Here is a 21825-nt window from a genome sequence, read left to right on the forward strand (position 1 = left end):
CTCCGGCTTACGGTTCGACGATTGGGCTATGGCGCGAGGCGGGAGCGGAATGACCAGGGGCGAACCTGAGCAGCAGATACCCCGTGATGCCCGATAGCAACGAGCCAGCAATCACGCCCAGGCGGATCGGCGTGAAATATTCCGGTCCTTCGAACGCAAGGGAGCCGATGAACAGGCTCATGGTGAAACCAACGCCACACAACGCCGCAACACCCGCCATCTGCGCCCAGTTCGCGCCCGCAGGAAGTTTGGCCAGCCCGAGGCCGATCAGCACGGCACTCGCCCCGCACACGCCGATGCACTTCCCTGCAAAAAGGCCAGCGGCGATACCGAGCGGCAGCGGCTCTGCGAGAGCCGCGAGCGTTATGCCGGCGAACGAGACGCCTGCATTCGCGAAAGCAAAGATCGGCAGGACCCCGAACGCCACCCACGGATGGAGACCGTGTTCAAGCCGGTGCAGCGGTGCATGCCCTTCAGCATCCGTTGTCTTGAGCGGCACTGCAAAAGCGGTGGCAACACCTGCAAGCGTCGCGTGGACGCCGGACTTCAGTACGAACACCCACAGGATCACGCCGATAATCATGTAGGGTGCGATTCGCGTGACCTTGAAGAGATTCAGGCCGACCAGTAGCGCAATGGCAATGGCCGCGAAAATCAGCATCGAAAGCGAGAGGTCGGCCGTATAAAACAGCGCAATGATGACGATTGCGCCCAGATCGTCAGCAATCGCGACCGCGGTCAGGAATATCTTGAGCGACGCCGGAACCCGCTCCCCGAGCAACGACAGAACACCCAACGCAAATGCGATGTCGGTGGCCGTGGGAATGGCCCAGCCGTTCAACGCCACGCCGCTATCGCGGTTAATGATGAAAAAGACGAGTGCGGGCACTAGCATCCCGCCTGCTCCCGCAACGACAGGCAGCACAACTTGCGCGGGCGTGGAGAGCTCGCCTTCGACCACTTCCCGCTTGACCTCCAGGCCGACGACAAGAAAGAAGATCGCCATCAGGCCGTCGTTGATCCACAGCACAAGCGGCTTCGCGAGGGCGAACGATCCGAAGCGAATCTCCACGGGAATCCTCAACAGTTCGTCGTAAGCGACGCGAAGCGGTGTATTGCTGAAAATCAACGCGAGCGCGGCCGTTGCCGCAAGCAGCAGGCCACCCGCCGATTCCAGCCTGAGGAAGTCCGAAATGCTATCGGTGGTCTTACGAATCGCGTTGCCGATCATAATGCCCACTCCGCTGATGGCGCATGCGCTCACGAAGAACCCGCGAATCCACTGGGCAGCGTGCGGAGGTTCTCCCGTGGATCGCAGTCGTTGAATCACACTGTCAAAGTCGGCATCTGACGAGAGTGCAATGCCAGGCCGAAAACCCGACACGACGTTTTCATGCGGCCGGGCAGGAGCAATAAGGCCCTGTTCCTACGCTTCATTCAGGCGAACGCTGCCTGATACCGAAAAGTGCCCATTCACTCAGGCCGAAATCTAACAACTGTGAGTTCTAAAATAGATAATCAGCTGCACGATCCGGAACGAGAAGAACAGGTAACCGATGCTTAGTGCGGCTTGCAGCGCGTAGTGCCATCGCAATCTCGCCAGCTTGCGCAGCCCGTCCAGGAAGTTGAGCGCCACCAGCAAGCATCCCGTTCCCGCCACGACATAGCCTGCGATCAGAGGATTTGATAAGCCAGGCATGTCGATGGTATCGAAGCGTTTCACCGTTTCGAAGCCTGCCGCAACGAGGATGGTGGCAATCACGAGATTTCTGACGTGTTCGAACGCCACCTTCAAGCCGCCGCGGTCGAACAGTGGCTGCATGACAAAAGTCGATACGATTCGCATCGAATCACTCCTATGCCTGTGGGTCGCCAACCCGCTTGCGCGGATAAACGACCGCTGGACTTCGAAATCGCCCTCCCCGTCTGGACTGGTAGTGAGACCGTTTGAGTCGGTTTGCGCCGGCTCCCGTGCCAGCGCTCAAGCCGTTTGCGTTGTTCAACGCGGAGATCTTGTCCGCGCGCATGCTGCTCAATGAAGGGGAAGCGGGTCGCTCAGTGAACACAGGACACATAGCGCCTATTCACATCGTGGTCGATGCTTACACGTCCGGTTCCCATATCGATCACCCTATGGCGCCCATTGCCGGCAAACGTATGTGACCAATACTTGCTGCCGCCGCCCCAGCCATGCAGACCTCCGGGAAACCGGGAATCGTTGCTCGACGCAACGATCGCGTAGGCGGGCCCGTTAGCCGCGCCGTTACGACGATTTGCGTAGGCAAAAAGCGCGCTCAACTCCGCAATTGTCGGTAGCCGCATGTCGCGCTTCGAACAGTGATACAGGGCATCGTGGTAATCGTACTGCACTATCCGGGCTCCGTTGAAAGGATCGGCTTTCCTTGCGCGCAAGGACTTTTTTTCCCACGGATATGGGTTGGTAACAGGCTGGCTAAAGCATCTGTCGTTGGCGAACAGGGTTTCGCCTCCGCCGCCCGTCGGGTATTTACCTTTGGGGACGCAAATCTCCCCTGCTGTGCCTCGAAGGTCCGCTCGCGTCGTGGCTGAATTGGGATTCGCTCCCACCGCCGATAGGACAGGTAGCAATGCCCAAAGAGCCACAATTCCCTTGGACCAATGCGCGCTGGCGTAAGTCATGGCAGTTTATCGATCGTGAATGCGGCCTGGCTCATTGCAAGTCCCTCCCCGCCGGATGAGTCGGGCGTGAGGCGCGACCAGCGGCTCGTACCTCCGGTCAGTCGCCATCACGACCGTCGGCGAAATTCAGCAACCGATGGAGATAGCCATGGGATTGGAACGTGCGCCGGAATCGCCGATGATCGAGCGAAGGCGCCTGGCAACCCGAGAGTGAGATGAGTTCTTACTGCGTGCTCGTGCCGCTATGGGCGGCTGCAATCGCAGCGTCGCGCCTCTTCTTGGCTTCTGCCTTTTTGTGGTCAAAGACCTTCTTTGCAGCCGCGACCTCCCGGTTGTATTCGCGATTCGCTGCGGCCACTTGCTGGTGCATTCTGACGATCTCATCAGGGTGTTCAGACGCAGGCGCCGGGTTCGCTCCGGCATTTCCTTGGGCCCAAACCGCGGACGGAGACAACAGGGCGAAGGAAATGGCGATTACGGCGGCAATGGTGCATTTCATGGCGCAACCTCCATGGTATGTGTGGGTTGGTTTGCCGGTGGAGAATTTTTAGCCTATACACGTTGAGCGGAATCTTGTAGTGGACTTTGGTCCAATGACTGCACGCGTGGGTAACGGATCGTCTGAGCTTTGAACAGGCTCAGTTGGTGCGCGCAGGCGTTTCAGCGAACCCGATTCGTTTCGACTCTCGAAACAAACACGCGGTTTTGTCGCGAGATATCGAGTACCATGCGCGTCGTCTCGCTCGTCTGCAGTTCATCGATCACCGAAACGGAGACAACGGCGGGCTTGGAAGCACCAAGTGCGGAAGCGGAATGAAAGGTGTCGTCATCGACCAGAAATTTAAACGCCTCATGCATCGCTAAAAGCTTCGCCTTCGCAATACAGGACGTCGTCCACGACGCCCCCGCAGCACCCGCGGCACCCGCCGGCATTAAGCGACGGCGCCGAGGCAGATAACATCCGACGCGCGATAGTCCGCCTTCTCGCGAACCGCAAGGATTCGAAAGTGCGACTTGGCGCGCCAGGTCGAACTGCCGATTACTCTTTTCGGGCGGCGCTCGATCGGGCAGGTCATCGACTATGTGATTCCCGGGATCGTCCTCTCGCACTGTATTACTTGGCTCAGATATCAATGAGCGTGATCGGGTGTTGCAACGGACCACGTCGGGCAACGCTGGTGTGAACAACACGATCATGCACGTCGCTAAGGACGACCTTCCGTCCGGCGGTATCGGTCTGAGCCGAATGGGCGCCTGTCATGGAATCGAGGAATTCCGCGCAATGAGCCACGCCAAAGGCGTGTTCATTAGGGGCGCTGGAACATGGCGCGGTTGCTCCATGCGCCGTTCGGAAAGCTGGCCGCCTTCGCGCTCACGCTGACACTGGGAAGGCCGGGTTTTCTTTGGTGGCGGAAAGCGGAGTGAGGGACTCGAGCGCCGGATTGTCAAAAGCCGATGAGAAAGCAGAGACGTTGCACTATCAACGAAACTCGTATCGGTCTGGCGCACGCAAATGAGCGCTTACAAAAGAGCAGCTGGTCTGCGTTTCAGATGGAAAAGCTAAAGGCCACTGACAGACAAGTACGTGAGCGCGCTGTTCAGGGGCGCTTGTAAAATCCAATCCCATCGCATTCAGTTCGCGTCGATATCAGCCTGCATAGTCACTGAGCAGATAGCGCTTCACGTTCGTACTGGCATGCGCTCAGTGCGCCGCCGCGCGCACGCGCGCAGACGTCGACGCGAGATCGCGCCACGCAGGCTGTCCCGGCGCATCACGCGCGCGGATATAGCCCGCCAGTTCGGCAAGCTGCTGATCGTCGAAACTATGCTTGAAGCAAGGCATGTAGCCCAGCCCTTCCCTGGCGTGCTGGTCGATGCCGTGCATCATCACGCGCGGCAGGTTCTCAGGGCTGGCCTGGCTCACGCTGGTATTCCGGCCCATCAGCGGCCGCACGCCGAAATGGCCCACGCCGCCGGATTCGCCGTGACAGACCGCACAGGCAGCTTCGAACATGCGCTGACCGTTCCTGGAACCGGCCGACGTCAACGCATCGGCGTTCGATGCCGCGCGATTCCATGTTGATCGGCTGTTCGCTCGCGCTGTCCTATCCAAAGCTCCTAGTCAATCGTTGACCGGATGGCATTTCCGCAGACGCGTCGTCATTGGCCCGGTGGGAGAACCGCCCCGAGTTGTATCATCAGTCCGAGCATGTCCATGATGATGCGGGTTTCCTTAATCCTGCCGTCCTGAATGCGGTCGATGACCATGCCCCACACCCTTACCAACTGCCCCGTAGCAGGCACACCGAGGAACGCTCCCCGGTGAGTGCCCGTCCACTCGAAGCGGGTCAGCACGCGATCACCCTCGGTGAGCTGTTCCTCGATGTGCCAGTGCATATCCGGGAACGCGGCCCGCATTCCCCTGACGACATTCTTGAGACCTTGCAGACCGGGGCCTTGGCCGGGGAACGGGACGTGCTCGACCATGTCATCCCAGACAAGCCGGTCGGCGGCATCGATCCGCCCCTGGTTCAGGACCTCCTCAACGAACTCGCGAACATCGCCGCTGATCTCGTGCATGGAATGATGACCTCCTGCCTGTCGATGGGATAAACGGACCGAGCCTGGCCGGTCCCGGTGGGCTGCAGTGTTGAGGCCTCTGAATACGGCGTACCTGCGGCGAATCCAATTTTAGTGGGCTCGACTGGAAGCCGCGCGGGATAGCACGTCGAACTGCGCGCGCATGCGGTTCTCGGACGCGGGTATTCGCGCCAGGAATCCGGCCAGTCTATCGCTTACGGTCCGCAACCGGGCCAACGCGACGCTATTCGTTTGCAGGTTCGTGATCTCATTGAGCCGCGGTCCAGCTAATTCCGTTTCTCCGCAGATGGTGCAGGAAACAGCATTAGCTGGATAGGAGCCCGTTAGCTGGGCAGATAATTAAACGCACACATCAAAGCGGCTTTCTTCACATCCGATAGGGTCGTTCGGCGTCTTCGCCGAAAAGAAATAGACGGGTAAAGTCTCTCGTCCGACGCAATCGGGCGTCGCCCAATGCAACGCACGCCAGACGACTCTCATTTCGTCGAGAAATCGCACTATCATCCGTTGTTGACGTGCCGGACAGCCCGATGCCCGCGACACGCTGATGCCATGGGTAATTTGTTTTCGGTGAGCAAGCTTTCGCAAAGCGCAGGGAGGATTCGGCCATGGTCCGCCTCGTGATGATATTGCTCGGTGTCGACTATCTCCGCACACGTTGGCGCGAACTGCTGGCGATAGGGTTGCTTAGCATCGCGCTGGGTGTGACGATCTTCTGCGATGCGCTCGACGGCGCGCTCTGGTTTCCCATCATTCCGTTTGCAGCGCTGCTGATGCTCGAAGGCCTCGCCACGCTCGCCGTCGCATGGACGGGCATGGGCGGCCAACGTACGCTGCGATATGTGAAGGGCGTGACCTTCATTGTGTCCGCTGGGCTCGTACTGATGGGGGGCGAGCACGGCAATTTCATCCTGTCGATGATATTCGGCACACTGTTTCTTGCGGACGGCATGCTCCAGTCGATTGCCGCAGGACTCGTGCGCTACCGAACGTGGAAGATTGCTATCGGAGGCGGCGCACTGGAGATCGCCATTGCAATCTTTTTCTATCAGCCCTACCCCGATCACTACGCGGGAACCATCGCATACTGTGTCGCATTCGGATTGCTGTTCGGCGGCTGGAACATGACCCTGCTCGCGGTGCGCGTGCGGCGCATGGCGACTAACCCCGCGGTAGCCGACGAAAAGCGGACCAAACACAAGGTCGAGACGGAGACGACTGTCGCGACGGCGACGACAAAAGAGACCACGCCAGACCGACTGAGCCTGCCAACGTCGAATTCATTCGACGGCCCCCCGGGACCGCTCGAACACGCTTTGACAATACACGTGTGGACCCCGGTCGGTTCAGCGAAAACACAGGCGCGGCGACAGCCTATCATTGACCGTTATATTGCCGCAGTCGACAAAAACGGCGCCATCTCAACGGGCCATGCCGCGCTCGAATCGAGCGAGGGCATTTATATCAGCCTGTACCCTGCCGTTGAAATCGAGCGGTCACCCGAGGAGTTCTCGCGCATTCTGCGTGCAACGCGCGACAACGACGTGCCCGGCTTGTTCCAGCCGGACTACGCGACGGAATCGAAAGCATGGTGTCCGTCCACGCGGCAAGTGCGCATACGCAACTATGATCCCGAGCGCCTGGAACGCTTTTGGGCCGAATACCGCCGCACCACCACCTATAACCTGACGTACCGCAATTGCTCGAGCACCGTCGCGAAGGCACTCGAGGCCGCGATCGAGGGAGCATCAACTCGCGCCTGGGGGACGAAGGGAGGCTGGAAGCCGTTGCTGCGCATCGCCGCGACCCCCGAACTGTGGGTGGCGGCACAAGTAAGAAAGCGCGCGGCGACGATGGCATGGACGCCTGGGCTGACGCTGGACTATGCGCGTGCGCTTAGCATGCTGGCGGACCCGCGGCCTTCCGGATGGATAAAGATGGCGCGTAGTGCGTTGAGCACCATGCACGAGTCGCGCAAGCGCTGGCGTGCCGAGAAAGCGGTTGCGCGCAACATCGACGACAAAGGCGCGATGCCGGTTCAGGCAACGGAGTGTGCAGATAGTGGCGCGCCGCATCAATCAACCATTGTTCCGCGGCAGCCTTCCCGGTCTCCTTCAACGCAAGGGAAGAATGATTGCGCGCCTCGCGCCTGACTGTGCACTCAATCTCGAGCGAAGTAGAAGCGCGCCGCGCCCGGCACCAACCTGCCTGCGCTGCATGGCTACTGGCCACGCAGAAGCGCCGCATTTTCTCGGCCTGGTCAACGCCCGCACGCAACCCTTTCACCAAGCAGAACGGAACAGGCCAAGTGCATTGACATAACCGCTGTTAAACCGAATGAGGACTCTGAAACTGAGCGTGGGAGGTCGACTAAAAACGCTGCTGCATGCCAACCATCACGCCCACCTGACTCTTACCCATCCCGACGGTACCTCCCGCCGATACCGGGACCGCCGACAACGGACTATTGATCATGTAACCTGCAGATGAATAGACTGTGGTTCGCTTCGAAAGGAGATAGCTCACGCGTCCAACGAAGAGTGTCGCGTCCGAACGCGTGCGCAATATATACCGGACCGCTTGCGCATCAACTGCGAATGCGGGTGTCAGAAAATAGGTACCCCCCGCGAAGAAGAGGTCTGATTGGCTATGAGTCGTGCTGGATGTATTTCTCCTGATCCATCCTGCTCCCAACTTCAGGTTTCCAAATTTTGCGTAGCCGTCCAGAATCGTCCGCGTGTCCGTGTCAGCACTGTTTGATAACGGCGCTGATGCGCCCTTACCTCCGCGCATGACATCATAGGACGCCGTGACACCGAATGCCTCGGACGCGTAGGCGAGCATAACTGTGTACTGCCGACACGCGACGAAATCACCGGGAACCTGGCCCGCACAATTAGTCGCAGATGGGCCGGCCGGCCCGGCGGCGTCTCGACCGAAACTGTATGTCGCCCCGACAGTGATGCCTCGCCATTTCCCCATATATCCCACTGCGTTGTCACTACGCGCATTTGGCAGATAGGTGTCAAAGACCGCCAGGGAGTGATTCGATGGTCCGATGACGTCGGCGTCCGCAAGCGCGTACAACGTCATGTTCATCTGTCTGCCCAATGTCAAGCTTCCGAACGGGCTATCAATTCCCACGTTTGCGGCTCGCCCAAATATCCTTCCGCCATACCCAAGCGCGCCGTTATTCACCGCAAACCCATTTTCGAGGACGAAGAACGCTTTATAGCCGCCGCCCAGATCTTCCACACCGCGCAATCCAAAGCGGGACGGTAGTTTCCCTGACAGGCTCGGCATCCCGATGACTGATCCACCCGCAGCTGTGGCGTTGTTGTAGTACTGCACGCCCGTATCGACTATTCCGTACAACGTCACATTACTTTGGGCACACGCATTGCCGGCAACCATCGCAGATAGCGACATCAAACCCAAAGTCCATCTGGTCTTCATCGAAAAAGTCTCCTATTTGTACAGATGTACTAATTAATAGTTATTTTTTTGAATCCGAGACGAACCCGTCTTACTGAGCGTCTTCTGCCATTTTCGTCTTGTCGCGTGGCCGTTGTTGGCTCGGAATTCCCATCACGATATCGGCCGCCCCATCCCCCTGGCCATCACAGCCGCGTTTGTGTTCGCACTGTGATGCGCGGCATCGCTGAAGCGTCGAAGACTGCCTCATCGACTGACGCTCGCGCACAATGCTGGGAACCGAGTTACCTCGAAATGTTTCGTCTCCGATTTTATTTTTCATGCTTGCGCTATGCCCTCGCGAGCATGGTTGCTTACTACAGATCCAGTACGAGCAACCCGGATCTGGAACGTGAGATGCAAACTGCCATGCAGTCGCCTCTTGCCTGTTCCTGAGAGGTAAGGAAACAATCGTGATGCTCGGGCGTCCCATCAAGTACCCTGGCGACACAGGTCCCGCACACACCCTGTTCGCACGAGGTCTCGACCTCGACTCCTTCTTCCCGCAGCACATCCACGATTGTTTTGTTCGCCGGAATCGTGACAGTTTTTCCAGAACGGGCGAGCTTCAACTCAAAGGACGTTTGCTCGCCTTGACCAACTGGCTCCGCGCCCGCGAAATACTCAAGGTGAACAGCTTCGTCTGGCCACCCGCAACGGGCCGCGACAGCGCGGACAGTGTCCATGAAGGGCTTTGGACCGCACAGATACAAGTGACTGCCGTCGTACCGATCGTCAAGTGCGCTTTCGAGGGCCTCTTCGACGTCATCGCGCTCCAACCCGCACAGGAGCTTGCAGGAATCCCCAAATGGGCCACCTTCAATTTCTTCCCTGAACGCAGCGTGATGCTTTGATCGTGTGAAATACAGCAGCTCGAATTGTTGCCGCTTCCCGGCGAGTTCTCGCGCCATACTTATAATTGGCGTGATTCCGATACCGCCAGCTACGAGGAGGGTATGACCAGCATCCGCCTTCATTTCAAAGTGATTGCGCGGCGGAGATATACGAAGTTCACTGCCGACTTCGAGCGCTTCATGAACGTACTTTGAACCGCCGCGTGACTGTGGCTCCAGCTTGACCGCAATCTGGTACGCGGATCTGTCGCCCTGAGGACCGCACAACGAATATTGCCTCGTGATCCCCTGCCCGAGGTGCAGATCGATGTGTGATCCAGGCTTCCAGCCAGGCAGACTAGATCCGTCGTTGGCTTCCAGCTTCAACAACCGGATGTCTTGAGCAATGGTATCGGCAACTGCAACGCGAACAGGGATAGTATTCATGGCCAAAAAGAAACCTCGGTAAATCGAAACGACAAGATCGGCGTCAAAAGCTCTATAGCAAGTCGGCACCGTGTTGAAGCAGAAGAATCCAATTCGAATCTCGTTCCGTGCAACAAGCGGAGCCGACCTGCTCGTAAGTCCATCTGACGCAACTACATTGGCTTTAGCGCGCACCGCATCGTCGCTATTGCGGACGGAATAGATCCGGACTTTGCGTGAAGCGAGCGCAATAGGCTTCCTTCGAGTCGCCGTTTTCGATTTGACCCGTTACAACGACCATATCGCGGAAGTCATTGTCGGCATCTGTACGAACCACGCCGCGCGGATCACCGCCTTCCGCAACAACCCGCGCGGCTTCGTCAAGCATCCGGCGCGCACGGACGATCGCGATATCCGAAGACGACAAGTGTTCGTCCGTCTGCTGATGAATCGTGCCTTGCGACTGGGTGATAGCAATGTCGTGTACAGAGAAGCACTCGCCCAGCCCCAGATACGCCTTTCCCTTCATCGAGTCGCGATCCTGGGAGTAAAGGTCCTCCCATTTGCGCCGCATCCGGTCGCCCTCTTCCTTTTCCGACTGATACTGGGCTTCGAGCGACGCCTTGTTCAGCTTTCCGCTTCGATGAAAGATAAATTCCCACCGCCAGTGATGCTGGTCGTCGATCGGGACATCCCACAGCATCGTCAGCCCGCCCTCGCCCAGGTATCCTTCAAACCCTCCGACTGCGCACGCGTTGGGCATGACAAAGTTCGTGATTCGAATGGATGAGCGTTCCGTTCCGTCAATCTTGCGCAACGTGTACAGTCGGACACCGAATCGGGTGTCCTCGACAGCCAGTTCAGGGCGGGACTGATTCGAGAACACGCCCCAACGCGCTTTCATGTCCTCGTTCGACAGTTCGAGCTGGTGGAGGTAGGACGTGTGAACCGGATCGATGTTGCCCTCGCTCGCCTGCAACCAGTTGCAGTCACCGAACCATCGCGTCGTGTAGCAATGCTCTGCGCCGCCTGCAAGCGCGGGGTAATTCGGAAAAAGCGGTGGCTCGCCCGGACCCATATATGCCCAGAACGCGCCCGCTGCCTCATGAAGCGGATACGACTTCACGCGCACCCGGTCCTTCGCGGTTGCAGAAGCTTCGGCAGGCTGACTGAGGCAACGACCCTCGACGTCGAAGAGCCATCCGTGATACGGGCAACGGATTCCACCGTCCTCGACACGCCCGAGCGCCAGATCAGTACATCGATGCGCGCACTTTCGGTCGATAAGACCGACCCGATCCTTGTCATCGCGAAACAGCACAAGGTCTTCGCCCAGAATCCGGATCGGCTGCGGCGCAGCCCCCGGCGGCAACGAGTCAATAAGCGCGACGGGTTGCCAGTAACGTCGCATCAGTTCGCCCGTGGGCGTTCCCGCGTCAGTCTGAGTCAGGTATTGATAGCGGTCGGCACCGCGCGAGTTCGGCTTGAACACCACGGGCTGCGTGGGAGCGTTCATGAAGTCTCCTGTGATTAAATTTCGCTACGCATCACCCTCGCTTTCAGACTGCGGGCAGTGACACGCACCTAATCCGGGGGGTGGGAAGTCACTCGGTGTTGAGTCGACCAGGACGCTCCCCTTTAAGAGTTACTTTATGCTAATATCTTCATGTGAGAAATATCCGTTAATGCATATCTGATATGCAGTTGGTGGGAGTTCTGAGCTATGGAAATCAAACAGTTGCAGCATTTCTCGCGGATCGCTGAGATCGGCAATCTGACCCGCGCTGCGAGCGTGCTGGGCGTGACACAGGCGGCCCTTAGCCGGCAGGTGGCTCAACTCGAGGCTGAACTTGGAACTGAGTTGTTCCGAAGGAACGGTCGTGGGCTTGTATTAACTGATGCAGGCAGGCGTCTGCTCGACCAGGTACCAATGGTCCTCCGCCAGATTGCGATTGCCGAACGGGCCGTGAAGGGCACAAGCGGCCCCGTTCAAGGCACGTTCGTTCTCGGATTGGCACCGTCTCTTGCGAGAACCGTTGTCGTTCCATTGATCCAGGCGTTTCGTGAACAGCTACCCGAAGTGACGCTACGAACGGTGGACGGTACGTCAGCAAATCTTGGAGAGCTGGTGGGTGCTGGAAAACTCGATTGCGCGGTGATCTACAACCCGATTGCGAGTGACACGGTTGATTTACGCCCGCTCACAAGTGAGAACCTCTATCTTGTCTCGGGGCCGCAAGCCGCCCGGGAAGGTCGTGTACCGCCCAGCTCAGTGCGTCTTGAGGCAATCCCGGAACTTCCACTGGTCATTGCTGGAAAGACTAACGTCGTACATGGTGCGCTGGCTGCCGCCCTCGCCGAACGTGGGTTGACCGCTCAGGTGGTACACGAAATCGAGAACCTAACAGCAATTCTGGATCTGATCCGCCACGGGTACGGCTACTCTGTTATACCGCTCAGCGGCGTGCAACCATGCATCGGAGACCCCGAGCTGCGGTTGCATCGCATCAGCAGTCCATCCATCGAGGTTCGCCTTTCAATAGCCACACCCATTCGTACGGGCAACGATACGCTGATTTCAGAAAGTACCTCGCTGTTGCGAGAAGTCGTACTCAAGGAACTGCAGAGGTATCAGGTCGAAGTAGAAGCGTCGATAGATGAACGATCTGCTGCCTCGACGGGTTCCCGGAAAACAGCAAAAACGGGACGAGGTGTGCGCCGGTAGACTCGTCGATGATAACGTCCGGCCGGATGGTCGCGCCCGAAAAAGGCGACACTGTCGACTCGCCTTTTTCTCGTGGTCAGATCAACTGGCTCTCAAGTTCATGGAGTAGCCCATAGCACGGCATCACGCTCGCCAGGCTCGCATTCGGTTCGCGCAGTTCCCGGATAGCTGCAATAAACTCCTGGTCTTGCGCAGCGATTCCACTCAGCAGATCATCATCGAGTTCAATTCTGGCACCGCACCCGTCGACCAGGCTATCGTAGCGCGCCACGTACGTTTCCCCGTCTCCAATGTAACGGAAAGTCGATCCGAACGGACCTTGATTATTGAAGCTGAGGGACAGCGTGCACAGCGCCCCTGACGCGGTCCTCATCTGTATTGACATATCGAGCGCGACACCCAGTTCGGAGTGGACAGGTCCTTGTAGTGCATGAGCGACCTGTACTTTTTCGCCAGTCTGATATTGAAACAAGTCAACGGTATGTGCCGCGTGATGCCACAGAAGATGGTCCGTCCAACTGCGTTGTTGGCCCAGTGCGTTCGTATTGCTACGTCGCAAGAAGTGCGTTTGTACGTCCAGTTGACGCAACACGAACGCACCTCGACCAATCCTCTCGTGCAGCCATCTATGCCCTGAATTGAATCGTCGTGTGTGTGCACACATCGCTACCTTTCCAGAGCGCTGCTGACTTCGTACGACCGCTTCCGCCCCCAACAGCGAATCAGCGAGCGGAATCTCTACCAGAACATGCCTTCCAGATTCGAGACACAGCACCGCTTGGTCCGAATGCAGAGGGGTGGGCGTACAGAGAATGACTGCTTCGAGTTGCCGGAGCGACAGCATTTCCGGGAGATCCGAACAAACGTGTCCGATACCATAACGATTCGCCAGATCCTCGACCCGGGAAGCTTCCTTTCCCGCAATCGAAATCACTTCGACGTTCTCCAGCATGGATAGCGCCTCCAGATGCTGGATACCTATCGCACCGGCACCCATGAGCCCAATTCGCAATGGCGTAGTCACGCATTCTCCATTACCAGCATGCCGTATGCGGTGTTGGACGCTGGCACATGATAGAAGCGATGAATACGACGGACCGACGAATCCAGCGCCCCACGCATGATCAGCCACATAATAATTTCCAACCCTTCCGAGCCCGCCTCGCGCAATAGCTCCATGTGACTGATCCTCGAAAGTGATTGCGGATCGCTTTCCATTTTGTCGAGCCACATCTTGTCGTAATCTGCATTAATCAGACCCGCCCTCTCTCCTTGCAATTGATGTGACATCCCCCCCTGTTCCGAAGATGGCGACCTTCAGATCGGGCTCGTACGCATCAATGGCTCGCCGCAAGGCCTGCCCAAGACGAAGACATCGCAGCGCTGTGGGCTGAGGATACTGAATCACGTTGACGCACAATGGAATGATTCTGCATGGCCAAGCCTCGGGTTGACCAAACAGAAGCGAGAGAGGTACGGTTAGCCCGTGATCCACCGTCATCTCACTGACCATCGCAATATCAAACTCATCCTTCAACACAAGCGATTCGGCAAGATGCCACGCGAGTGCCGGATCGCCCTGGCAGACTGGCACCGGCCGTGGCCCATATCCCTCGTCATGCGGGCTGAACCGCTCACCCATGCCGATCGCGAAAGTCGGGGTCATGTCCGGAGCGAACCTCGATGCATGGTCGTTGTACACGACGATCGCAACATCCGGCTTCATCTTTTCGATCCATTTACGAGCTGGCTGCACTCCTTCGAAGAGCGGGCGCCAGTAGGGATCGTCGACCTTGCCGTGATCAATCGCAGCGCCGATGGACGGCACATGTGACGTCCCGACGCCGCCGATTATCCTAGCCATTACATTGCTCCTTTACGCTCCGGTTACCGGAAATTGGCCGACCGCCCGACACCATCATCGTGCGGAATTCGTCCACACTCATCGGTTTGGCAGACATGGCAGCGCCAACGTGCTGCATCGTCAGACCATCAAATATGGCCAGCTTGAATGTGTAGTAGATGTTGCCTCCGAGTCTCAACATCTCCAGCCAATCGCGAGCAGCAACGGCATTGCGTTGCTCCACGCTCAAATCGAAACCGCAGAGGTACGCATCAGGGTTTTGACGAAAGGACTCGCGGTTGGCGGCAAGGTCCAATGACTTGCAAAACATGTTTAGTGCAAAACCCTTCTGGCACCGCTCCCCATCAAACACGTAGGTGCCAGGAATATCGTCGTAATCGCGCTCGCGAATCGATTGCATCAGTCGCTCCAATAGAGGCGCATGGGGTTGTCGACGAGCAACTTGCGCTGAAGCTCGCTTGTCGGTGCGATCTGGGAAATGAAGTCGACCAGCACGCCGTCGTCCGGCATGTGATCCTTAAGGTTAGGATGTGGCCAGTCCGTCCCCCACAACACGCGATCGGGGAATGTTTCAACAAGACGTTTCGCGAACGGCACGACGTCCCGATACGGATTCGCCTGCCCTTTGACAGCCCGGGGCCCGGAAACGCTCAAGCGCTCCGGACAGCTCACCTTAGACCAGACGTTCTCGTGCTCACGCATGAACCGAACAAACAGTTCGAACTCTTTTCCATCGACGGGTTTCGTGACATCCGGGCGTCCCATGTGGTCGACCACTACAGTCGTCGGCAGACCGCTAAAGAAGCTCCATAGCTCGGGAAGATCGACGGACTCAAAGTACACAACGATATGCCAGCCTAACCCGGCCACTCGCCGGGCGATTTCCTGTAGTTCGTCTTTAGGCGTGAAATCAACAAGTCGCCGGACGAAATTGAATCTCACCCCGCGTATGCCGGCAGCATGCAGATCCTGCAACTCGTCATCCGAGATGCTCCGTCGCACTGATGCGACTCCGCGTGCGCGTCCCTTCGAACTCAGGCAGGCATCAACCAAGGCGCGATTGTCCGTTCCGTGACACGTAGCCTGGACGATGATGGTCCGCGCGAAACCTAGCCGGTCACGCAGCGCGAACAACTGCTCCTTGCTTGCGTCACAGGGCGTGTACTTGCGCTCGGGCGCATAAGGAAACGTGTCACCGGGTCCAAAGACATGGCAGTGAGCATCGATCGCGCCATCAGGGAGCTGGAAGACGGGCACGGAAGGCTCCGGGCACCAGTCCAGCCAACCCGGACTCTTCTGGTATTCCATTTATGTATTCTCCGAATTGCGACTTCACGGGAATGAACCCTCGTACCGCAGTGGTCTCGTTTCGAGACAAACCGTCAATCGTCAACGTAAGTCAGGCCGGCTTCAGCTAAGGCTTCGCGCATGTTGTACATGTCCAACCCCAACATGCCGGAGGCAAGCTTTCTTCGCTTCTCCTCCTCATTCGCCACCCGTGCCGCTGCTCGGTCGGCCGTCTCGTGGACCACGCTTGCGGGCACTACCACCACGCCGTCATCGTCCCCAAGCACGACATCACCCGGATTGACCAACGCTCCCGCACAGACGATTGGTACGTTCACGGAACCCACGGTCGCCTTGATGGTGCCTTTGGCGCTAACAGCGCGAGAAAATACGGGGAACTTCATCGCCGTCAGATCGAAAATATCTCGACAACCACCTTCGATAACCAGACCAACCGCGCCTCGTGCTCTGAAGCTGGTGGCGAGCAGATCGCCGAAGAAGCCATCTGTACAGTCCGCCGTTACAGTCGCGACCACGATGTCGCCCGGGCGAATCTGTTCTGCCGCAACGTGCAACATCCAGTTGTCGCCAGGATGCAGCAGCACCGTGACCGCTGTTCCGCAGACGTGCGCGCCGTCATAGATCGGACGCATGTAATTTTTCATCAGGCCGGTTCGACCCATGGCCTCATGCACAGTGGCCACACCGAATTCAGACAGACGCCGAACAGCGGATTCCTCGGCGCGAGCAATGTTTCGTTTAACCACGCCGATCTGACCTACTACCGGGTTGGTGCTCATAAGTTCAACTCCCTTTTCGCTTCAGTGCAGCGTCAAGCCTGGGATAAACGCGCCGCGCGTTGCGCTCGTAAATCTTGGTGCGGTCTTCGTTCGACAGCGTCTCTGCCGCGTCGATGTAACGACGCGTATCGTCAAAGTGAAAGCCCGTTTCCGGATCTACACCTCGAACAGCACCAATCATTTCGCTTGCGAACAGGATGTTCTCAACGGGAATGACGTCGGTCAGGAGGTTGATTCCAGGTTGGTGATAGACACACGTATCAAAGAAAATATTGTTAAGCAGATGATCCTTAAGCGGAGGGAGCTTCAGCGCTTGCGCCAAACCGCGAAACCTGCCCCAGTGGTACGGCACGGCACCTCCACCGTGCGGAATGACAAACCGCAATGTCGGAAAGTCCTGAAACAACTTTGAAGTGAGGCATTGCATGAATGCCGTTGTGTCTGCATTCAGGTAGTGAGCACCCGTTGTATGGAAACAGGCATTACAACTGGTAGAGACATGCACCATTGCCGGTATGTCGTACTCAACCATTTTTTCGTACAACGGGTACCAGTGACGATCCGACAAAGGAGGAGACGTCCAATGTCCCCCGGAAGGATCAGGATTCAGATTGACTGCGACAAATCCATAGTCGCTTACACACCGCTCCAGTTCCGGAATACATGTCGCTGGGTCGACACCGGGCGATTGCGGGAGCATTGCTGCGCCGATGAAGTTGTCGGGAAACAACTGCGACACGCGATAACACAACTCGTTACAGATCGACGCCCACGTCGAACTGGTCTCGACGTTGCCAATGTGATGCGCCATGAAACTCGCACGCGGGGAGAAGATCGTTAAGTCGATTCCGCGCTCCAGCATCTTCTTCAACTGGTTTCCGGAAATCGACTCGCGCAACTCATCGTCACTGATTTTCAGCTCATTGACGTGCGGGGCCTGAGCGGGGTCAGTCAGACCCGCGATTTGCCGCCCCCTCCACAACTCCAGGGCTTTCGGTGCGGTCGTATAGTGTCCGTGGCAGTCAATAATCATCGCGCCCCCGCTAGTTCGAATGCTTTTTCCTTGACCATCACCTCGCCACGCATGATCAGTCGCGCCGTCCTCAGTAACGCAGCACGTTTAACGACGTGTGGATTTGTGGCATCGACTTCCAGTTCAACACTGAACTCCCCGGATGGATGTTCGATCGATACCCGCTTGACAACGCCACTTGATGTAGAGGCAAGGTCGTGCGCGACACTGCCATCAAGTACACAGGCAGTAGCGACAGTAACGGCCGCTAGCACACCGATAGCGTCATGGCAGACATGAGGAATAAAGCAGCGCGTCGATAATGCTCCGCCTGCGACAGGTCGCGAAACGAGGCAGATCTTTGGGTAGTTCTTTGACGATGTGTCGCCAAGACCCATTGCTTCACTGCACCTACGTCGTAACGCTTCGAGCTCAGCCTTAAGCTCGATATCGGCATTGAGATCTGCAACCGACTCACGCCCGGTTCGGCCCAGCGCCTCTGCCGGCACCAGCACCATCGGCATTCCGTTATCGATGCAGGTCACGTCGAGCGTGCGTCCGTCGCCTAGATCAATGCGATCCCGGACCCGACCCGTGGGCAACATCGCCGAGCAGACGGAGCCGGCCGTATCGAGGAAATTGATAGTCACCGGCGCCGCAGTTCCAGGGACACCGTCGATTCGCGCAGAACCGTCGTATTCAGGCCGTCCGTCCGGCGTGTCAACGGTGATGTCACAGGACATTCCAGTGTTCAGCGTCAGAACGCGCGCGGTCGTCTGCCTTCCTCGAGGTGCGAGCAATCCCACCTCAAGGGCAAACGGAACGACTGCGGCAAGCATGTTCCCGCAATTCGGGGTTGTATCGACCGTGTCCGCGTCTGGCTGCAACTGTGCGAATAGAAACTCAAGATCGATATCGGGGCGAGATCCCCGCCGGACGATGCCGACCTTGCTGGTCAACGGATGAGCGCCGCCGAGTCCATCGATTTGCCTCGGGTCGGGCGATCCCATGATGTCGAGCAGCACGCGGTCCCGAGTGGATAGGTCGGTTGGCAGATCCTCCGCCCGGAAAAAGGGGCCTCGTGAGGTACCGCCGCGCATAAACAGGCAGGGAATGGGGCGTTGCATGTGTCTCCCGGGGGGTCGTGTCATCTTCGATACCCGTATTCTTTTACACTATCTGATAGTAGACAATGTCATTTCGTGTATATTAGATATGTCGACATTGCATTTCAGGAGGCGGCCGTGGAACTGCGTCAACTTGAATATTTCGTCCACGTTGCCGAACTGGGCAGCTTCACGAGGGCAGCAAACCTTCTCTCGATTGCGCAACCCGTCTTGAGCCGGCAGGTGCGTGCGCTTGAGTTGGAGTTTCGGCAGGTGCTTTTAGAGAGGAATGGCCGCGGAGTCACGCTTACTGAACCTGGAAGGCGGCTGCTTGAACATAGCCGGAGCATCCTTTCGCAGGTCCAGCGCGTTCATTCAGATATGGAGGACGAACGCGGAGAAGCGACGGGGAGGCTCGTGGTCGCCTTGCCGCCGAGCGTAAGTTCGGTAATGACTGCGCCTTTAGTTCGACGATTTCGCGAACGTTTTCCGAAAGCGACGCTTTGCATCCTCGAGGGCCTCTCGGCCTACGCGTTGGAATGGTTGACCATGGGGCGCGCGGACTGCGCTATTGTCTACACAAATTCGACTTCCCCGAGCGTCGAGCTGTCCCCGGTATTGAGTGAGCAGTTGTACCTGGTCTCGTCCCGCTCGGCGCCTCTCTCATCAGAAGATTTGCTGGCGGGGAAACCCGTCAGCCTTGCGGAAGTGGCTCAAAAGCAGCTTGTCATGCCGAGCCGTCCACATTCGATTCGACTTCTGCTGGAGGCTGCAATGGCTCAGGCATCGTTAAAGCCCTGCATTGCGTTGGAGATCGAAAGCATTCCCGCCATTCTCAATCTCGTGCATGACGAAGAGCTTCATGCAGTGCTTTCGCTGAAGGCCGTGCACTCAGATGGGCAACAACAAGAGTTCCTTGTGCGCCCTATCGAAGATCCTCCGCTTCACACAACGCTATGGATTGCGACGTCAGCGCAGCGCCCGCGAGGGCCGCTGCTGGAACTGGCCATACCGGTTTTTCGTCAGCTGTTATGTGACCTGTGGCAGACACCGCTTTGACGTCGGTCGACGTCTGGAGGTTCTGGCGAGCACGCCGCCTGGAACACCACCGCCACCTGCCAGTGGTCGACAGGATAGGTCGCAACATACCCGCTTGTTTCGCAATCCGGAGGTCCCGCAAACCCGCAGGCGAGATATGTGAGACCGGGAGGAACCTCGTGTTTGAGCATGTGTTTAACATACTCCAGGAGAGGTTTGAGCTCCTTTCCGTACGAGTAAGTGAGGTGGAAATAGATGTCACAGACACCGGAGGACAACAGCTTGTCGAAATGCTTCTTGATATTAGTCCGGTCAAGCCCGGGGCAGACGAGCGCCTCATAGATGGCTATTTACTGACCAGATACCCGGATAACGGCGCCCCGACCGCCGGGATTGCCGTTTGCAGTTGCTCCACCGAGCGCCTGGTCAGCCACATCCCACTTGGCCACTGCGAGCGAAGCTCCCAGCACCTATCGCACAGGAGTGCGCCGCGGCACAAGCAATGCTCATCAACGGAAACTTGCTAATGAAGGAGGCACCGATGCCGACACGCTGTCTCATACCCGAATTGCGCGACGTGCGCGCACCCGCCGAAGCAAAGCGGCCGATGCGGGCGCGCCTTTATGTCGCCTTGAAGGCAGTCACCTGTTTGCTACTGATAGCAGGCGCAACCACGGCGCACGCCGACGATGTGAAGGACCCCAGCGATTTCCTTGGTTCTGCCATTGAGGATGGCCGCGCCGAAATCCAGTCGTGCCAGCTCGCGCTGCGCAAATCGTCGGACGCATCGGTGCAGGCGTTTGCCAAACGCATGATTGCCGACCATCAGTCACTCGATGCCCAGATCGAAAGCCTCGCAAAGCGCAAGGGCTACACCTTGCCTAGCGGGATTTCAATAAGTCAAGAGGCAACTCAGGCTGCGCTCGAGCCGCTGACCGGGCACGCGTTTGACAAGGTTTTTATGGAGCATAACGTCTCGGACCACAAGGATGACGTCAAGCAGTTCAGCGATGAGGCCCAACATGCAAGCGACCCTGATGTACGGGCACTGGCCGCCGGTGCGAGGCCCGTACTACAAGAGCATTTGAAGTTAGCAGAAGAGACGCGGGCGAAGATTAACAGGTAGGGAGCGCTATTCGACGCGACGCCGCGTCGAAATTGCCGACGCCGTGGAAATCACCAGATCGGCGAAGCGCCGCTCGTCGCGGTCGGCATGCCATCGTGATCTGGCCACAGCGATATTCACCGCGCCTATCCCTCGCCCGTGCGCATTGGTGATCGCCGCCGCCGTCGAAATATCGCTGACGAAGTACTCGTCTTCAGTATGCGCGTACCCCTGCTTTCGGATCTGCGCGATGCGGTCTTTGATCTTGCGCGGCTGATACACGGTCGACGACGTATAAGGCACGAGATTCGTACGCGACAGGATGTCGTCGACTTCTCCGTCCGGTAGCGTCGCCAGGATTGCGAGCCCCGGTGCAGTGCAGTATGCGGGCAGACGCGATCCGGTAATCACATGGGCGTTGAAAACATTGCGGCTCACGATTCGCAGCACGAACACGATGTCCGTGTCGTCGAGCACGGTAAGATTGGTGGCCTCCTCCGTCTCCGAGCCGAGTTGCTGAAGATAAGGCGTCGCACGACTCACGAGCTCGTTGGACGTCAGGTAGTGGTAAGTAAAGTCCAGCAACTTGGGCGACAGTTCGTACTTGCGGCTGTCGGCATCCTTGAAAAGATAGCCGAGCGCCGCGAGCGTGAACGTGAAGCGCTGCGTCGCGCTCAGGTCGAAACCCGTGAGCGACGCGATCTCGGACAGCGACAACTGACGCTTGCTGCCGTCGAAGGCGGTGAGCACCTTCATCGCCTTTTCGACGGACTGCACGTACAGCGCAGAGGCAGTCGGATCCGCCGCCTCGGCCTGCGGCTTCGTCGCTGGGTTCTTGCGCTTGCGCGGAACTTTCGGCGCGTCGGTCATCACATGTTCATCTTCGCTATTGTTGG

20 protein-coding genes and 2 pseudogenes are annotated in these 21825 nt (G+C 57.9%); 4 read left to right on the forward strand and 18 right to left on the reverse strand.

Features of this window, described 5'->3' with window-relative positions:
- Nucleotides 1-7: 7 nt before the first annotated feature.
- The 7 genes and pseudogenes from nhaA to H3V53_RS04300 form a co-directional block, all read right to left on the reverse strand.
- Nucleotides 8-1231, reverse strand: coding sequence for a Na+/H+ antiporter NhaA (gene nhaA / locus H3V53_RS04270; protein ID WP_336596867.1), 1224 nt, complete (start codon nucleotides 1229-1231; stop codon nucleotides 8-10).
- Between the two features lie 258 nt (nucleotides 1232-1489).
- The gene (locus tag H3V53_RS04275) at nucleotides 1490-1846 is read right to left on the reverse strand and encodes a hypothetical protein (RefSeq protein ID WP_063787614.1); all 357 of its coding nucleotides are present in this window, start codon (nucleotides 1844-1846) and stop codon (nucleotides 1490-1492) included.
- A gap of 209 nt (nucleotides 1847-2055) precedes the next feature.
- Nucleotides 2056-2658 (reverse strand): Lcl C-terminal domain-containing protein, encoded by a 603-nt coding sequence (locus H3V53_RS04280; protein ID WP_336596868.1) that lies wholly within the window; start codon nucleotides 2656-2658, stop codon nucleotides 2056-2058.
- Nucleotides 2659-2881: 223 nt separating this feature from the next.
- On the reverse strand, nucleotides 2882-3157 hold the full coding sequence (locus H3V53_RS04285; RefSeq protein WP_336596869.1) for a hypothetical protein: 276 nt from the start codon (nucleotides 3155-3157) through the stop codon (nucleotides 2882-2884).
- Between the two features lie 161 nt (nucleotides 3158-3318).
- Nucleotides 3319-3591 carry a hypothetical protein gene (locus tag H3V53_RS04290; protein ID WP_336596870.1) on the reverse strand — a complete coding sequence of 91 codons (273 nt, stop codon included), beginning with the start codon at nucleotides 3589-3591 and terminating at the stop codon, nucleotides 3319-3321.
- A 769-nt stretch (nucleotides 3592-4360) separates the two neighbouring features.
- Nucleotides 4361-4729 (reverse strand): annotated as a pseudogene (locus H3V53_RS04295) (c-type cytochrome); the annotation flags it as partial.
- A gap of 89 nt (nucleotides 4730-4818) precedes the next feature.
- On the reverse strand, nucleotides 4819-5238 hold the full coding sequence (locus H3V53_RS04300) for an ester cyclase (protein WP_336596871.1): 420 nt from the start codon (nucleotides 5236-5238) through the stop codon (nucleotides 4819-4821).
- Between the two features lie 629 nt (nucleotides 5239-5867).
- Here H3V53_RS04300 and H3V53_RS04305 point away from each other — a divergent pair.
- On the forward strand, nucleotides 5868-7412 hold the full coding sequence (locus H3V53_RS04305) for an HdeD family acid-resistance protein (protein WP_336596872.1): 1545 nt from the start codon (nucleotides 5868-5870) through the stop codon (nucleotides 7410-7412).
- 217 nt (nucleotides 7413-7629) lie between these two features.
- Here H3V53_RS04305 and H3V53_RS04310 read toward each other — a convergent pair whose 3' ends face one another.
- The 3 genes from H3V53_RS04310 to H3V53_RS04320 all read right to left on the reverse strand — a co-directional run bounded on the left by H3V53_RS04310 (nucleotide 7630) and on the right by H3V53_RS04320 (nucleotide 11508).
- Nucleotides 7630-8715: a porin gene (locus H3V53_RS04310; protein ID WP_336596873.1), complete on the reverse strand. Its 1086-nt coding sequence runs from the start codon at nucleotides 8713-8715 to the stop codon at nucleotides 7630-7632.
- 335 nt (nucleotides 8716-9050) lie between these two features.
- A complete protein-coding gene (locus H3V53_RS04315; protein ID WP_336596874.1) occupies nucleotides 9051-10013 on the reverse strand; it encodes a PDR/VanB family oxidoreductase in 963 nt (320 codons plus the stop codon).
- 184 nt (nucleotides 10014-10197) lie between these two features.
- Nucleotides 10198-11508: a Rieske 2Fe-2S domain-containing protein gene (locus H3V53_RS04320; RefSeq protein WP_336596875.1), complete on the reverse strand. Its 1311-nt coding sequence runs from the start codon at nucleotides 11506-11508 to the stop codon at nucleotides 10198-10200.
- Nucleotides 11509-11715: 207 nt separating this feature from the next.
- Between H3V53_RS04320 and H3V53_RS04325 the strand changes: the two genes are divergently transcribed.
- Nucleotides 11716-12717, forward strand: coding sequence for a LysR family transcriptional regulator (locus H3V53_RS04325; RefSeq protein ID WP_336596876.1), 1002 nt, complete (start codon nucleotides 11716-11718; stop codon nucleotides 12715-12717).
- A 76-nt stretch (nucleotides 12718-12793) separates the two neighbouring features.
- On the opposite strand, the gene H3V53_RS04330 is transcribed toward H3V53_RS04325, so the two are convergent.
- The 7 genes and pseudogenes from H3V53_RS04330 to H3V53_RS04360 all read right to left on the reverse strand — a co-directional run bounded on the left by H3V53_RS04330 (nucleotide 12794) and on the right by H3V53_RS04360 (nucleotide 18807).
- Nucleotides 12794-13741, reverse strand: a complete 948-nt coding sequence (locus H3V53_RS04330) for a Gfo/Idh/MocA family oxidoreductase (RefSeq protein WP_336596877.1) — start codon at nucleotides 13739-13741, stop codon at nucleotides 12794-12796.
- A pseudogene (locus H3V53_RS04335) lies at nucleotides 13738-14581 on the reverse strand (class III extradiol dioxygenase subunit beta). The gene H3V53_RS04330 and the pseudogene H3V53_RS04335 overlap by 4 nt, the downstream one beginning before the upstream one ends.
- Nucleotides 14574-14981: a protocatechuate 4,5-dioxygenase subunit alpha gene (gene ligA / locus H3V53_RS04340; RefSeq protein ID WP_336596878.1), complete on the reverse strand. Its 408-nt coding sequence runs from the start codon at nucleotides 14979-14981 to the stop codon at nucleotides 14574-14576. The pseudogene H3V53_RS04335 and the gene ligA overlap by 8 nt, the downstream one beginning before the upstream one ends.
- Nucleotides 14981-15889 (reverse strand): amidohydrolase family protein, encoded by a 909-nt coding sequence (locus H3V53_RS04345; RefSeq protein WP_336596879.1) that lies wholly within the window; start codon nucleotides 15887-15889, stop codon nucleotides 14981-14983. Before H3V53_RS04345 ends, ligA begins: the two co-directional genes overlap by 1 nt.
- A gap of 74 nt (nucleotides 15890-15963) precedes the next feature.
- Nucleotides 15964-16668, reverse strand: a complete 705-nt coding sequence (locus H3V53_RS04350) for a 4-carboxy-4-hydroxy-2-oxoadipate aldolase/oxaloacetate decarboxylase (protein WP_336596880.1) — start codon at nucleotides 16666-16668, stop codon at nucleotides 15964-15966.
- A 4-nt stretch (nucleotides 16669-16672) separates the two neighbouring features.
- The gene (locus H3V53_RS04355) at nucleotides 16673-17701 is read right to left on the reverse strand and encodes an amidohydrolase family protein (protein WP_336596881.1); all 1029 of its coding nucleotides are present in this window, start codon (nucleotides 17699-17701) and stop codon (nucleotides 16673-16675) included.
- Entirely contained in the window at nucleotides 17698-18807 is a 1110-nt protein-coding gene (locus H3V53_RS04360) for a 4-oxalomesaconate tautomerase (protein ID WP_336596882.1), read from the reverse strand. The genes H3V53_RS04355 and H3V53_RS04360 overlap by 4 nt, the downstream gene beginning before the upstream one ends.
- Before the next feature lie 117 nt (nucleotides 18808-18924).
- Between H3V53_RS04360 and H3V53_RS04365 the strand changes: the two genes are divergently transcribed.
- Nucleotides 18925-19845, forward strand: a complete 921-nt coding sequence (locus H3V53_RS04365; RefSeq protein WP_336596883.1) for a LysR family transcriptional regulator — start codon at nucleotides 18925-18927, stop codon at nucleotides 19843-19845.
- A 481-nt stretch (nucleotides 19846-20326) separates the two neighbouring features.
- A complete protein-coding gene (locus H3V53_RS04370; RefSeq protein ID WP_336596884.1) occupies nucleotides 20327-20950 on the forward strand; it encodes a DUF4142 domain-containing protein in 624 nt (207 codons plus the stop codon).
- A gap of 6 nt (nucleotides 20951-20956) precedes the next feature.
- Here the strand turns inward: H3V53_RS04370 and H3V53_RS04375 are convergent, their stop codons facing one another.
- On the reverse strand, nucleotides 20957-21799 hold the full coding sequence (locus H3V53_RS04375) for an IclR family transcriptional regulator (RefSeq protein ID WP_336596885.1): 843 nt from the start codon (nucleotides 21797-21799) through the stop codon (nucleotides 20957-20959).
- Nucleotides 21800-21825: the final 26 nt, after the last annotated feature.

The organism is Paraburkholderia bengalensis (assembly GCF_037126505.1).
Classification (GTDB): domain Bacteria; phylum Pseudomonadota; class Gammaproteobacteria; order Burkholderiales; family Burkholderiaceae; genus Paraburkholderia; species Paraburkholderia bengalensis.